Annotated in this window: 9 protein-coding genes; 1 reads left to right on the plus strand and 8 read right to left on the minus strand. The window is 39.0% G+C overall.

What is annotated here, in order from left to right; genetic code table 11:
• Positions 1–146 precede the first annotated feature (146 nt).
• Positions 147–2,855 carry a heavy metal translocating P-type ATPase gene (locus F2A31_RS10220; protein WP_150026286.1) on the minus strand — a complete coding sequence of 903 codons (2,709 nt, stop codon included), beginning with the start codon at positions 2,853–2,855 and terminating at the stop codon, positions 147–149.
• Between the two features lie 97 nt (positions 2,856–2,952).
• On the opposite strand from F2A31_RS10220, the gene F2A31_RS10225 reads away from it, so the two are divergent.
• Complete coding sequence (locus tag F2A31_RS10225) at positions 2,953–3,339, plus strand: MerR family transcriptional regulator (RefSeq protein ID WP_150026287.1); 387 nt, start codon at positions 2,953–2,955, stop codon at positions 3,337–3,339.
• Positions 3,340–3,403: 64 nt separating this feature from the next.
• Here F2A31_RS10225 and F2A31_RS10230 read toward each other — a convergent pair whose 3' ends face one another.
• From F2A31_RS10230 to tpgA, 7 genes are all read right to left on the minus strand, one after another.
• A complete protein-coding gene (locus F2A31_RS10230; protein ID WP_150026288.1) occupies positions 3,404–3,604 on the minus strand; it encodes a hypothetical protein in 201 nt (66 codons plus the stop codon).
• A 211-nt stretch (positions 3,605–3,815) separates the two neighbouring features.
• Positions 3,816–5,939 (minus strand): SWIM zinc finger family protein, encoded by a 2,124-nt coding sequence (locus F2A31_RS10235; RefSeq protein ID WP_150026289.1) that lies wholly within the window; start codon positions 5,937–5,939, stop codon positions 3,816–3,818.
• Entirely contained in the window at positions 5,936–7,072 is a 1,137-nt protein-coding gene (locus tag F2A31_RS10240; RefSeq protein WP_150026290.1) for a VWA domain-containing protein, read from the minus strand. Before F2A31_RS10240 ends, F2A31_RS10235 begins: the two co-directional genes overlap by 4 nt.
• The gene (locus F2A31_RS10245) at positions 7,072–9,567 is read right to left on the minus strand and encodes a DUF5682 family protein (protein WP_150026291.1); all 2,496 of its coding nucleotides are present in this window, start codon (positions 9,565–9,567) and stop codon (positions 7,072–7,074) included. Before F2A31_RS10245 ends, F2A31_RS10240 begins: the two co-directional genes overlap by 1 nt.
• A gap of 256 nt (positions 9,568–9,823) precedes the next feature.
• Positions 9,824–10,915: an ATP-binding protein gene (locus F2A31_RS10250; protein ID WP_150026292.1), complete on the minus strand. Its 1,092-nt coding sequence runs from the start codon at positions 10,913–10,915 to the stop codon at positions 9,824–9,826.
• A 12-nt stretch (positions 10,916–10,927) separates the two neighbouring features.
• Complete coding sequence (locus F2A31_RS10255) at positions 10,928–14,716, minus strand: DUF4132 domain-containing protein (RefSeq protein WP_150026293.1); 3,789 nt, start codon at positions 14,714–14,716, stop codon at positions 10,928–10,930.
• 253 nt (positions 14,717–14,969) lie between these two features.
• Positions 14,970–15,761 carry a trimeric autotransporter adhesin/peptidogylcan-associated protein TpgA gene (tpgA, locus tag F2A31_RS10260; RefSeq protein WP_150026294.1) on the minus strand — a complete coding sequence of 264 codons (792 nt, stop codon included), beginning with the start codon at positions 15,759–15,761 and terminating at the stop codon, positions 14,970–14,972.
• Positions 15,762–15,777: the final 16 nt, after the last annotated feature.

The raw sequence follows: 15,777 nt of genomic DNA on the forward strand, positions 1-15,777 counted from the left end.
TAAATCCCTCGCAAATAAAATTGACCTGAGTTGCGTTGATCCCGTCAAAATAGTCAAAACAACGTATAAAAAAAGCTGTCGATCTATATCACGACAGCTTTTCCTATCTCTAAAAAATTAGAGTTTATTTACATTTTAGCTTTGTATTATGAGCGATTTAATCTCAAAGCATTCACAACAACCGATAAGGAACTTAACGACATTGCGACAGCAGCAAACATCGGTGTGAGCAATAAGCCTGTTAATGGATAGAATAATCCTGCTGCAACAGGTACTCCCAATCCATTATATACAAATGAGAAAGCAAGGTTTTGCTTCATATTTTTCACGCCTAGTTTTGCCATATGAACCGCATGTGCAACGCCCTGAATATCCCCTTTTACCAAAGTCACTTGAGCAGTTTGCTTGGCAATATCTGTTCCTGTTCCCATCGCAATACCCACGTTAGCTTGTGCAAGTGCTGGTGCATCATTGATACCATCACCTGCCATCACGACAACTTTTCCTTCGGCTTGCACCTGTTTCACAATCTCAAGCTTTTGCTTTGGATCACAATTTCCATAGACCTGATTAATCCCAAGTTGTTCTGCTACCATCTGTGCATTTTTCTCATGATCACCTGTTGCCATAATGACATCAATACCATCCGCATGGAGTTGATCAATCACCGCTTTCGCATTTTGTTTAATTGCATCATGGATCGATACATAAGCAATCACTTCTTGTTCAGACATCAGAAAACTAATCACATCACCTTGTGATCTCATCTGATCAAGTTGCTTAGTTAGACTCTCACTAAAGGTTAAACCAAGTTGATCCACAAGTTTTTGGCTACCAATGTACAAGGTCTTACCATCGATCTGCCCTTTTACTCCAAAACCCGTAACATCCTCAAAATCAATAACATTTAATAATTGCGTAGGTTCAACCAATTTGGTTAAGGTCTGTGCAATCGGATGTGTTGAATATTGTTCAATGGACGCGATCCACAATTCAATTTGTGCTTGAGTATATGTCTTAGACAATGGCTGAATTTTCTTTAAGCTTGGCTTTCCTTCAGTTAATGTCCCTGTTTTATCAATAATTAGGGTATTTACCTTACTCAAAGCTTCAATCGCTTCAGCATCTTTAAACAAAACACCTTTCTGTGCGGCTCGACCTGTTGTTGCCATCACAGACATCGGTGTCGCCAAACCTAAAGCACAAGGACATGCGATAATTAAAACTGCTACCGCACACATTAACGCTAAATCAAATTGCGCTTTACCAAACACCATCCATGCGATAAATGTCAAAACACTGATTGCGAGAACCACCATCACAAAATATTTTGCGACTACGTCAGCAATCCGTTGTAATGGTGCTTTGGAACGCTGTGCATCAGCGACGGTTTGGATCATTTTTGCCAGAGTTGTATTGGTACCTACAGCCGTCGTTTGGATACGAATTGAACCTTGTTGATTGATGGTTCCACCGATCACTTGATCATCCTTTTCCTTTTTCACAGGTACGGGCTCACCTGTCATCATGGATTCATCAACGTAGGTTTTCCCCTCAATCACCACACCATCCAGAGGAATTTGCTCGCCCGAAGCTATTTGTAATACATCACCTTGTTTGATCATGGCAATATCAACATCAACCACTTGATCATCTTGAACTAACTTCGCTTTACTCGGTTGTAAACGTAATAAAGCTTTTAGTGAATTCGCTGTTTGCGAACGCGCTTTCAGTTCTAAAACTTGTCCCAATAAACTCAGTGAAACAATCATACAGGCGGCTTCATAATATACGGCAACACCATGCCCTGTTTTTGCCTCAACTGGAATCAGTGATGGGAAAATCGTTGCCACAACACTATAAATAAATGCAGCAAGTACACCGACACCGATCAAACTCCACATATTGAGATGTCCTGTTTTATATGACACCCAACAACGTTGTAAAATTGGATAACCTGCCCAGAGTACGACAGGTAAACTTAAAATTAATTCAAGCCAAGGCTGAATATGGGGAGAAATAAAAGCATGAATATGCGATCCCATTGCCAAAACAACAACCAATAAACTTAAAGGTAAAGTTGTCCAAAAACGCTTGCTAAAATCAACTAACTCAGGATTTGGACCTTCATCCAAAGTCGGTTGCATTGGTTCTAATGCCATACCACAAATCGGACAGGTTCCTGGTCCTTTTTGCACAATTTCGGGATCCATCGGACAGGTATAATCCATATCCATTGCCCCTTCAGGCACAGGACGCTGATCGACAGGAATCAAATAAAATTCTGGATCATTTTTAAATTTTTCTAAGCAAGAAGGATTACAGAAGTAATATGTTTTGCCTTGGTGATCTGTTTTTAAATCGGTTGTTGTCTTCACTGACATACCGCAAACAGGATCAATCTCTGTTTCTCCATCAGTAACTTGATGTGCGTGTCCACCACCGCAACACGCAGATTTTTTCACTTCTGGTTTAGTCGGCTGTAATTGAGTTTTATGATCACAACATGTACTTGCCTTAGATGCATCAGGTTTTGGAGCACAACAAGAAGATGTTTCTGTAACTGTCAGTTCTTCTTTCTGAGTATCGCAGCAACTTGACTGCTTTTGCTGCTTTTCTTCAGGGCAGCAAGATGATGCTTTTTGCTCAGTTTTATCCACGTTTAAGTAGTTTTTTGGGTGCGCGCTAAATTTCTGTTGGCAACCAGCCGAACAAAATAAATATCGAACACCTTGATAGTCGAAAGAATGTTCAGATGTTTCAGCAACCTGCATCCCACATACAGGGTCAATATATTCATAAATAATTGCCGATTTGTTACCTGAACAACATGATGAAGATTGTTGATGTGCCATTGCTACACCTATCTTTTATTTTCTGATAGGGTTAGGATAAAGTCTGTACCTAGGTACAGAGTCAAGCAATTTTTAGCACTTTTTTAAGGAACAGCAAATGAACCTTACTATTGGTAGACTGGCAAAAGCATGTCAGTTAAATGTTGAAACGATCCGATACTATCAACGGATTGGTTTAATGCGTATACCTGAAAGTACACAAAGCTATCGCTACTATCATCAACAAGATATAGAAACCTTAAATTTTATTCAAAAAGCAAAAGATGCTGGTTTACAACTCAACGAAATTAAAGAGCTGCTCACTTTAAATTTAGGAGATCGCGTTGAAGTACGCCACGTCATAGAACAACGTTTGAATAAAATCGATGAACGTATAAAAGAATTACAAGGGCTTAAACAACGTCTTTCAACATGGCTGGATGAGTGTAAAACTACAGAAAATGAGTGTTGCCCTATCTTATTAGAACTGAAGAAATCAATTTGATATCTCAAATGTGACTAGTATTTAGATGCAATAACAAATAGTGAAGTACCTATCCCACCACTATTTAAACAAAAGACCAAATCACATTTTCGTCTTGTTGTTTTAATATAAAGCTCACTTGCTGATCATCTTCTACAACAATATGTTGATTTGAAATCATTTTTACTTTTAGTAATGTGTCATTTTCATATACTAAATCACTTTTACCCTCTTTTGTTAAGATAAGTGTTCGATCTAAAACAATTAGGTTTTTTGATTCCAACATAGCTTCCCCCTTCATAACCGTTCTACAATTTTATGCATATCTTTCAAGTCCATCACAACTAAATGACATCCATAAAATTGATATCTCAACATACTAAACTTACTGAGGATTTTAGATTATTTATCGGTCAATTACACATTTTTTGTAGGACATATCACATAAATTTAATTTTTTGCATAAATTCTCAAATTTTACCAAGATCATATAAAAACTAAACATTTAGCTGTATAGGAAAACGGACCTGCATCTTTAATGTTAAATCACAAAGATAAGCCAACTGTAAAATTGACCCAACGTTTAATTTAGAAGCCTCAAGCATTAATGTAAGTTGCCTTGCAAGTATGTTCATTCCTGCATCTGCGGCTAACTGACGTTGTTGCTGGAGAGTTTCAATCTGAGAACGGCTTAATATCATTCGCCCTGAACAGCTTTGGCTAAGTAATATATCTAGAATAGGTTCACAAACTTTCTGCCCCAAACCTTTTGAAGGGGGAACTTGTTTTTTTTGTTGTTGTTTTCTCGCTAGGAGTTGCTCAATACGTCCCACTAAACTTTCTTTTAGGGTTTTCTTAGGCTCAACCCACTGATCAAAATCCAAATTAAACAGTCGTGTTTTTTCGTTTTGCGTGATTAATAAACTCATAGGTGACAAGACCAGCTCATGTTCTTTAATTTGGCAATACACAAAAACAGAGTTGATTTGAATCTTTTGAGTACAGAAACGTTCGAGCTGACGAATTTTTTCTATTTCTGATGTTTTCCAATCTAAACGTAAATGTATCGCTGATTGATTCTGATCATAGACCGCCCACCACAGGCATTGCTCAATTTCATCAACTTGAGGGCTGTCATAGTCAGAAATATTAAGCATTACCGTTTGATCAACACCATCAATGCTTTGTAATTGTTGCTGCCAACGTTGTTGTAGTTTTTTCCAATCATTAAATCCGATGTGTTGATAGACACTAAAATCCTGAAGATTATCTAAGCTATTTAATGGTAAAGCGCGACTTTGCCCTGATGCCGATAAACGATTATTCTCTGAAAATCGTGGCTGCTGTAGTCGTACTTTTTTCTGCATGAGTTGTTGGGCTGTCATCATCCAAATGCTTTGTTGGGACCACGCATTGTAACGATTAAAGTTTGGATCATTATTTTCAGTACGTGCTAGTGTCACCTCAAAAATTTGAGGGTTGTCTTGTTCTGAGAAATATAAAGTTAATCCTCTAGCTCCACCTAATGTTCTCCACCAACGCGCGCCTAAAGGTAAAAGCTCTAAATCTATTTGTTCTTGATCCACTTCATATTGACGACGTGACCGGCCTCTTAAGCGAACTAAAACCTCACCTTTAGCATGTTCTAATTGGTAGAGATACGCATTCATTTGCGCTAAATACAATAATGTTTCGTGTTCAGAACTATGTTCGTCACGATTTAAAAGTCGACTGACCTGACCACTAAGCTGTCTTAACATTCCAGCCAAACGTGGTAATGATTCACTTCTAGCTGACATATTCAGTAGATGTAATTGTCGTGCAGTCATTTCGTTTACATGTGATAAACCAAATTCAATCAACTGAGCAAGATCATCTTTGAGTTCTATAATAAATTGACGTTCACTCTCACTCAGAACTGTGAGATTCTCTGTTTCACTGAGTTCCAACTCAGTCCAGAATTTTCCTTGCAGTCGTTGTACTTCACTTAAAGCAGCTAAATAATATGCGGGCTGATCCTTTTCTAAATTGGACAGCATTCCAGCAAAACCAGCCCCTGCAACATAAATAATGTCTTCAGCTAGACTCTTGATACGAATTTTTAAACTGTACTCTTCTTCCAATAATTCCGTTTGTTGTTCTTGTTGCCAAAGCCGAGCTAGTTTAATAGCTTTTTGAGTTTGAGCTTTACCGATTTTCTTGCCAATTTGGCTAAGATCGAATGCTAATATTTCTTCGATAAGGTTGAGCTGAATATCATTTTTATGCTGTTCAGTCAGTTCAACCGTCGCACCTTGAATCTCTGTAGCTGAGTCTGGTACTGGTTTTACAATCGGTTGCTGAACAGGTTTTTGTAAATGTTGTTGCAGATATAAAACGGCTGCAACAATATGCTTACAAGCACCTGTTGCTGGGCAGGTACATGATGCATTAACTAAACCTGCCGATGATAAACCAACCTGTTGACCATCACTCTCAATGGTGATGTGTTCAGATTGCTCCGTTTGTAAAATCACCTTTCCTGCCTCAATATCTTTTAAGGCACGGCGAACTAAACCAGTATTTGCATAAGTAGCAAGACTGTCTTGATCATAAGCCAAATATTGGCGTTGCCAGCTCATTGCATCACCTCTGCCATCCATTCGGCAAAATGTTCAGGGGTGAGCGCTGCAACAGACATGCCCCTCTCATTCAGCTTCTGTGCCATTTGAATATCATAGACAGGATTAGCTTGTTCATCTAAAGCAGCTAAGCCCAATAACTTTACGTGTTGACTTTGCAAGCGACTAATCGCATTGAGTAAATGTGCTACAGAACCACCTTCTTCAAAATCACTGATTAACGTAAAAATCGTGCGATTTGGTTGCTTGATAAAACGTTCGCAATAATTCACCGCTTTGGCAATGTCTGTGCCACCGCCAAGCTGAACAGTCAATAGCACTTCAACGGGGTCATGTGCCATATGAGATAAATCAACAATATTGGTATCAAATAATACGAGATGTACTTTCACAGCAGGTAAACTTGCGAGGATGCTGGCACAAATCGCACTGTACATGACAGAGTTCATCATTGAACCACTTTGGTCCACGCACAACACGACAGTCCATGGTAAATGACGTTGTACCCGCGCATTGAAGAATGGTTGTTGAATAATGAGCTTATTTAAATCAGCGTTATAGTGTTTTAGATTTTCTCGAATCGTGCGTCGCCAGTCAAAGTTCTGGCTATTTGCAATCAAAGAACGGCGAAAACGATTGCGTCGACCATGAATCGCATTGATAAAGTTAGGTTTTAATCGTGCAACGATTTGCTCTACTACAGTTTGAATAATCTCTCGGACAGCATCTCGAGTTTGCGCATTCATTCGCCCACGCATCGTCAATAAGGCTTTAGCAAGCTGAGGTGTAGGTTCTAAACTTTTTAAGCTTTGCGGATCTTTGAGTAATGCATCTAATTGGTAGCGTTCAACTGCTTGAGTTTGAATACGTTCAAAGGTACTTTGCGGAAATAATTTTCGCGCTTGATTGAGCCAATTAATTGCAGTGAGCTGTGAGTCATCTAATGAGCCATGACGAGACTCCCCTGCAACATGACCACGTTGTTCATACTCACGGTTGTATAAATAATCGAGAGTACGTTCCAAGCGTAATTGTTCTGCATCAAGCTGTACCTGATCCAAAGCTCGATCACTATAGCGACCCAGAATCAACCGCCAACGTGCTGCAAGGTTATTAGAGTTTGAATCATTCATTATACTAACCAACCTTGTAAATTTCGCTTGATCAAAAATTCTTGTAGTTGTTGATTTAATTGAACACCTTGTAGCATTTCAGCTTTTGAAACCTCACTGATATATTGAGAGATATCCAAACTTGAAACATCATTCAGCTGTGCAATCTTCTCAGCAAAAGCTGCTGTTTCCTTCGGTTTAAAATGAGTAAATGCTTGGCGTAAATCAGGTAGAATCGACACAAAGGAAGCCTCATCCCATTTTAATAACAGTTGATTCAGTAGTTGTGCCATGGCAGGATAACGCAATAATAATTCAGGTGAGCTTTGCATCATTCCAGATAGATAAGCGACTGCATGTTCAGGGTTTGCACCCAAACCAAAATGTCGCTGAACTGATTGCTGTAAATCCTGTTCAGTCAAATCACCATCAATAAAACGTAAGGCATCAACCGCACCCGCCAACACATCTAGCTTTTGCCACTCCATATTTAATCTTGCTAAAGCATTATAAAATTGTGCTAAGAAATTTTGCTCACCACCTACTACACGATTTATCTGCTTAGACAAATTGCGTAATTGCAAAACTTGATTAAGAATTTGCTGTTGTTGATCTGCTGGTGGCGTAGCCAACTGAGACAGTAAAAATAATGCTGTGGGGATGACTTGCTGCATCAGCACTTTAAGTTCAGGTTGTTGCTGAAAAGCTAAGAAATCTTTGCCTGTCCATAAATTTAATAATTTTTGTCCACATTGAATCACCGAATCCAAATCAGGATCAGTTGGTAAGAATTGTTGAACTTCAACAAACAGAATTGGAATTTGTTTGTGCAATCCCATCAATGCTGCTCGAATTAAAAGCTGTACTGCAAGATGAGATGATCTTCCTTGCCCTGTCTGAGAAAAAGTCTGTTTGATATGCAAGAGTTTTTGTATTGCAACAGTATTTAACTCACCTCCTAATTCTGATAATTCAATCAACTGAGCTTCAACATGTGGTGTCCATGCATAATCCCATTCTTCAAATAATAAATGTAAGCGTCCTCCACCTAGGAAATCTGGACCACTCACCGATTTGGCAAATCCCACTTGCAAGAAATCAAGTAAATGTAGGAAACGACTTCGCAAACGATGTTTATGATTACGAAAGACATCCAGTTTTGCGCGTTTGGCCGTAGTTTCATCCAATTTAAAACGATGAACTTTTGCTAAGTCGTAGACTTGAGCTAATAATGGTGGAGTCTGTGTGGATTGCACCACTTGTCCTAGACGCGCACCACTCAGAATTTGTTTCAACAGGCTTTGAAATGCTTGTTGTCCATCATCTAAACTGCCTTTGATAAAACTACTTTGACAGGCATCAATTAAATCAAAACGACTAATTAAATGATGTCCTCTTAAAGCTGCTAATCTAATTGCCTGTTCAGTTGCATTTTTAACCGTAATAAAACTGCTTTCTAAAATCTGCTGTTCGCGTAATTGCACAGAAAAATCAGACAGTAACTCGACAGTTAAGGCTTGTCGTTGCTCAGTATCATCAAAGGATTTCTCCATCATATGTTGCCAGCAACGTTGATAAAACGCAGGTGATGGCATACCCGAAGCATAACCATTTAAAGCATCAAGACGATCAAAGCTATAACGAATCAACCACGCTTGGTCGTCCTGATCGGCTGACTTTATTTTTTTAATTTTCTTAGGTTTCTCAACCAGTAAATGTGCTGCCAATTGCTCAATTAAGGCCAAGGTGTGAAAACCACCTGTAAGGATACAGATTGTGCCTTTTTTATTTGCATAGCATTCTAAGATGCTTTGCAGCATGCATTGTTCTCGGATTAAAGAAGCATCGGCTTCTAAAACGCTATCCTCATAATCTAAACGAGACATAGCACACCAAACGAGCACCTCATGGAAAAAGCTTTGCCAATCATGCATCTCCAGCTTCGGCTTTAACTCAAATAAGTGATCCCAAAGTTCATCATGATTTCGACAGTGCAACTTCTGTGCTAGGGTTTGTAAATACTGACTATGAGCCAAATAGCGCTCTTGCTGTAAGCTTCGACTTTGCCAAGTTTGTTTGGTAATCATCTTTAATTCATGATCAATCTGACTTGTCCACGCTAAATCAATAAACTCAACCTCAGCATCAATTTCTGGCGCATATCGCAGCGCAACCCATTCAGGTGAATAATCGCAAAATGGATAATAAGCAGTACGCGTTTGTTTCTGTTCCGTCTTTTCATCAGTAGAAGCATTACTCTTTGCTTCGATGATTTCGGTTTGACACAGTACAGCTAGTGGTGGCTGACTATCTGGATGCTGTAAATCTGCAATTAAACGATTAAATGAACGTGGTGCTTCAATCAATATGTGTTTAGGCTGTAATTGCTGCAACGATTGTAAAGCAGCATAAGCACATGCTGGGCTATGATGGCGAATAGGTAAAAAATGAATACCTTTATCTGCCAAAGCCTTTTGCTGTTGTAATGCTTGTTGTAAGCGTTGTGGTATAGTCATATTCTTTATTTCAATAAATTTTCACTTTTTATATAAACTACATACAACATCTGATACTCGGAACGTCATTCACAGCCTGCGTGGTATCTGTCAAATGTTGTTTCTGCGACTCGATTAACTAAATGTAAGAAGTCAACAGGTTCTGTGAATGACAAATGGTTTTGCCTACTTTTGTCGAAACAAAAGTAGGTCGAGCCGAAGGCTTATCCTCAAATAAGATGAGAACTCGGCACGACTCAGTTAAGACTCAAAAAATCTACTGCCAAAACGTTTTTCCAGCATCAAAAAAAGCCTTCCAAGTTACATCCTGTTTGGCACGTTCACGGGCAACATTATCCATATAAAAACGCATCCGCTTGGCATCGTCAGCATTATCTTTCAACACTACGCCAATCAACTGGCGTGCAATCGCAGAACCACTCAAAGATTGATCACCTAAATAATAACCTTCTAAAGCAGCTGCATAAGCGATATTGACCGCTTCAGCAGTCGACATCACAGCATCAGGTGTTTTAATTGATGTACCATCTTTGGTTGTGCCTTGGCGTAACTCTTGAAAAACTGTGACAAGTAGATCAACCACAGATTCAGACATTTGAATCTGATCAGATAAATCGCCTAACTCGCGTTTCAACTGGGTTAGTACAAGCTCACGTTCAAAAACAGGATCAGCAATTGGTCGTACAGTTTCAAAATTAAAACGACGTTTCAATGCCGATGACATCTCATGCACACCGCGATCTCTTAAATTGGCGGTAGCAATAATATTAAATCCTGCTTTGGCATACACACGACCTTGATTCCCAAGCTCAGGAATCATCATGGTCTTTTCAGACATTAATGAAACTAAAACATCCTGAATTTCAGGTGGACAACGCGTGATTTCCTCGAAACGAATGATCTTGCCATGCTGCATCGCTTGATAAACAGGTGATGCAACTAAAGACTTCTCATTAGGACCTTCAGCAAGCAATAAAGCATAGTTCCATGAATATTTGAGATGATCTTCAGTTGTGCCTGCTGTTCCTTGAATGGTTAATCCTGAATCACCACTAATCGCTGCTGCTAATAACTCCGATAGCATAGATTTTGCTGTACCAGGTTCACCAACCAACATGAGACCTTGTTTACCCAGTAAAGTCACAATCGCTCTGTCGACTAAAGCATCATCACCATAAAATTTACGGCTAATCGCTAATTTCTCATCACCGAGAATGAATTGACGTACTGCACGGGGTGAACGTAGCCAGCCTTGAGGTTTAGGTGCATGGTCATGCTCACTGAGCATGGTGAGTTCTTCTGCAAAACGTTGTTCAGCGCTTAGTTTAATAATATTTTGTGGATTCATATCTTTACCATTTTACCAAGGTGTTTTCTTCTGCCATTCAGGATCAAAACCTGAACATGCCTCGGCAACTTTTAAATAATCAGCATAAGTTTCCGCTAATAATACTGGTGGTACATCTGTCAACTTCATCCCACTGTCACGCCACGAACGTACATTTTTATTCTCAAAACTAAGGTCATACAACACTGCTGCAAGATTTTCTTCAGGCACATAACTGCCACTAAAACGAATCACTGCCGATAAACCAATCTGGCTAAAGGGTTTAAAGTAACTATCAAAAGAGCCACCATCTTCAATTGAAGCACGTTGATAACCGAGTTTGGTGATCACACCACGTAAAGTAAAGGTATCAGTCAGCCAGCCTTTACGATCCTCAATAATTTCCGCATGTGCTGCAAAAACAGGAAGCTGGTGTGTCATCTGCTCAAATAGGAACTTCACTTTATAATCTTTAAAATGTGCTTGCCATGCTTCTGCATCTTCAGCGCTGATCAAAACACCATGTGCAACTTTGATTTGGCTATCTTGTGCTAATTCAATTTCATCATCTTCAAGATTTAATAAGCTACCGTCATCACTCGGCCGGAAACTTTGTAAAACAGTACCTTCTGAAGAAATCTCCAACCACACTAAACCTTGAATCAAACGTTTCATAATTGGGTGAGCAAATAGATATTCTTGCCAATCCACACTGCTCCAAGTTCGCTCACTACACATCGCCTCATATAAACGTTGTGTTTGCAGATCAATCACTTGTTTAAACTCTTTCTTACTACTGCTGAATAAAGATTTGGCTTCTTTAATTAAGCTTTCATCATCACCTTGTCGTGCTGCAGGCAAAGCTTTAATAATTTTTCCATCTTCATTTTTAAGTACGAACTTATCTTTATCATCCACATAGGCAGTTAAGATTCGAGAACCATATTCTAAAGTGAGAATACCAGTATCATCCAAACCAGCTGTTGGAATGGTACGATCCGCTAGCTCATCACTGCTCCAGTGATTACGCTCAGCAATTTGCTCGACCAATTGTTTCGCCAGATTTTGAACCGATGCGGTACGGTAGCGACGTGACACACTCAACAATAATTGAATCATCAATGGATCATCGCTGACTGAAAAACTACTCAACATGGCTTCGATTTGCGCGCGACGTTGATAATGTTGCTTCATATAATCTTGCAACAATTTCACCGCAATACTGCCTTGCGTTTTAAAAGTCAGTGCCAACATACCCTTATTTTTGATTGCAGAGCCTAAATAAATCGCCAAACGTTCTCGTTTGATTTCCTCAACCACTTCGTCTAACGTGATATGCTCATATCGCCCATAATATTCTGGGTATTTTTTTCCATAATCCTGCCAATAAATTTGGTATTGCTGTAAGCGATTCGGTGCTTCCTTGGCCGCAAATTCCATTGCTTCTTCTAAAGTTGGATTACGGGTATCTTGATAAATAAAGCTTTGTAATAAATGTAAAGAAAGTGCTTGCTGACTCTTTTCATTTAACAATTCCATATAGCGTTGCAATAATGCATTGGGAACCGGATCTTTCAATTTATCAGCCAAGATCACCCACCAGCGAATAATTTGGGGATTAACGGTGCTTCCATCTTTCCATTGCACTTGAGGTAAATGCTTTAGATCAAACCACGTAAAACTACTAGCAATTTTACCTTTTAATCCTTTTTCAGCATCTTTCAGCAAGTTTTCAGGTGAAAGATAAATACTGATGTCTTCTCCTAATTGCTCCAAGGCCGTCAAAACCGCTGCAATAACCACTTCCTTTTTTTCTTTTTTTAATAAATCATATAACGCGGGTACAGCTGCCTGATGCTGTAAACGAGCAAGCCACTCCACTGCTGTAACACGAATTTCTTGTTTACCATTTGTCAACGCTTCAATCGCACGCAAATGGATATCGGGGAGCTTTCTCAAAACTTCCTGTGCATTAAAACGTAAACGTTTACTATCCCCCAATGCAAACTCGAGTAAACGAGGAATAAACGGTTTAGGTACCTGTGGAAAACGTTGTAGTAATGCCAATGCTTTGATTGGATCATAATAACGCCATTGGTTTTTATTTTTGCTTGGGAGCAAACCCAAAGCTTCAGCAATAAAATCAATATTCTCAAGGAAAAATGGAATGATTTGCTCATCCTCACAAATTCTTGTATTTAACTCTTCACCACTATAATTTTCCAAGTATTCATTAGCAATACAGCGCTTGCTACTTTCTTCTGTAAGCCCTACATCTATTAAAACTTTTGCCAACTGACGTAGTTCAATACTTTGCCAATCTTTAGCATCTAAAAATTGGAAAAACTGATACCAATTCATCCAATCATTGTTTCCATGCCCTAGCACCAAACGAGCTGCATGAATCAAACTAAACTCTGGTAACTGCTGTAACTTTTTTTGATAATTGGCAATTTCTTCAATATACGAACGATAGTTTTTTTGACCATTTAAATGACCAAGAATTAATTTTCCCACATTTTCGACTTTGTCATATGATTTGCAGAAGTCTCGATAGTTATTCTGTCTCCAATGGCTTTTATATCCCCCTTTTTCAACAGCTTTATTATCTTCAATTTCTTGTTCAGCAACTTGACGATATTTTTCTCGTAACGCCAAATAATTCTCTTGTAAAACCGTAGCAAAACTTTCAGGGATTTCTTTTGCTTCTATGATCTCGACCTCAGGTAAAGCATAATCCGTTTCTACCACTTTTCCCAACGATTCGAGACGCTGTAAAGCCGCAATAATATTACTTTGTACTGATTTTAATTTTTCATTCTCAGCAGCTTGCTGCAAAATTTCAAGGTTCTGCTCTCCCAAACGTGCCAATAGATCTGCCGCATAACTACGCTGTTTACTGTCTCCACTCATCAGAAAATGCCGCAAATGCTGCTGACTTTCAATCTCATCTAGCTGTGTAAGGAGTACTGTGGCCTGTTCACGCACAGTTTTACTAGGACTCAATGCAAGCAAGATAATCAACTCAGCCTGCTGTTTTAGTAATTCCTGCTGTTGAGCAATAAAGTCTAGGAAAATTACCTGTGCGGTAGCAGAAAGTTTGGGTAAAACCTCTTGAAGCTGCTGAGCATGTTCAGTAAAAAATTGAATACTATCATTCAATTTGAATAAAAGATCGAGTTCACCATAGTGGTAACTATTTACACCACCCCGTTCAAATAAAGTCGCAATAAAGCTTTCAATATTATTTTCTGCTTCAGACAAATAAAGTTGCTTTAGCCCTGTAAGTGACCATGTCTCACGATGAGACTTTCTTTGTTTATCATCGAAATGTTGATGTTTAAAGCTGCTCAACAACCCATCAACCAAGATATAACCAAACCAGACCGGAGTTTGTTTAGAGAGCTGTGAATAATTCCTTTGCTGAGTCGCTGCCTCTAAAAACTTGCCATAGCGTACAATCTGTTCACTGTTTAAGGTCGAGAAAATATTGATATATAACTTATAACGTGCATTTTGCGAGGCTTTACATAACTTTCTCTGCGTATGGGTCAAGTCAGTAGATGGCCAAAACCACCCATACGTTCCGGAGCTCCCCAGTAAAGCACAAATTTGGTCTGTTGCTTGTTGCTTTAAGTTCAGTAAAAACTCTGGATTTTTTCCATTTACAATATAGTTTAGCGCTTGATTGGGTAAAGCTGCATCGACTTCCGCTAAAGGCTCAACAATCGTATCGAGTAAAGCTAATGTTTCTGGTGCTACAGCATTTTGCTCTTGTGGATTAATCAACTGATTTACTTTATTCTTAATACTTTCAAACATATAACGTCCTCTTTCCTTCCCCAACTTGTACTTACTTTTTACTTTCCGATTTAAAAATCAGTTTTTCTTTCTTTTCAAAATTCTATAACACTCCATAAGCATTCACCGAATATTTTTCCAATGTTTTGATTATAGAGCGTTACAAAATAAAAACGTGTCTAAAAAACCCATACTGCGACAAATATTGTCGCTCAACTCTTTTTCCTCAAAAAAAATGGCTACTTTAAAGTAGCCATTTTGTCTTTAGACCGCATTACCAACTAATATTTACTCGTCTATTCGGTGCCAAACAACCAACAAGTTTAGCGTTGGCTTTGCTGCCTGCACATTGTTGATATAGGTCAGTCTGGCTATTTGCCTGAATCTGAATACGGTTTGCATCAACACCTTCATTTACCAGCAACTTCGCTACTGTATTGGCACGTTGTGCGGATAATTGATGATTATACGCAAATTTACCCAATGGATCCGCAAAGCCTGCAACAAGAATTGGACCTGTTGAATTGCTTTGTTTAATACGTTGTGCAATTGCTGATACTGAAGCCGAACCCTGTTCAATTGCATTGGCATTAAAGCGGTCAAAGGCAAAGAATACGCTACCAGAACGTGCAGTATTTACGTTTGCATCGCTCGGCACCTGATTATTTGCACCCCAAGCCATTAAACCTTCACATGCTTCACCTTTCCAAGATAATCTTTCTGATAGATATTTTTTATCAAAATCGACACGGAGTTGGCAACGTAAATAGTCTTGGCTATTCGGCTGGCGGATGTCCAGTACATAATTCCAAGTCTTCACAAAGAATACACCCTCACTAAATTGAGGATTGCCCAATAAGTGACGGATCTGGTCTTTGGTTAAACCTGTATCTAAACGCGCAACGTCATCATATTCATAACGCTTTACTTGTTTTAAATAACTCTTTTCAACCGCAGGAAACTTGATTTCTTCTTGTTGAACAGGAGCTGTATTTTCATCTGCATAAGTCGCTACTGAGAAACCAGCAAGAGCTGCTACTGCTAAGCATTGAATCGTTTTTTTCATTTCATTACTCTCTTCA

Source organism: Acinetobacter suaedae, from assembly GCF_008630915.1.
In the GTDB taxonomy this organism is placed as follows: domain Bacteria; phylum Pseudomonadota; class Gammaproteobacteria; order Pseudomonadales; family Moraxellaceae; genus Acinetobacter; species Acinetobacter suaedae.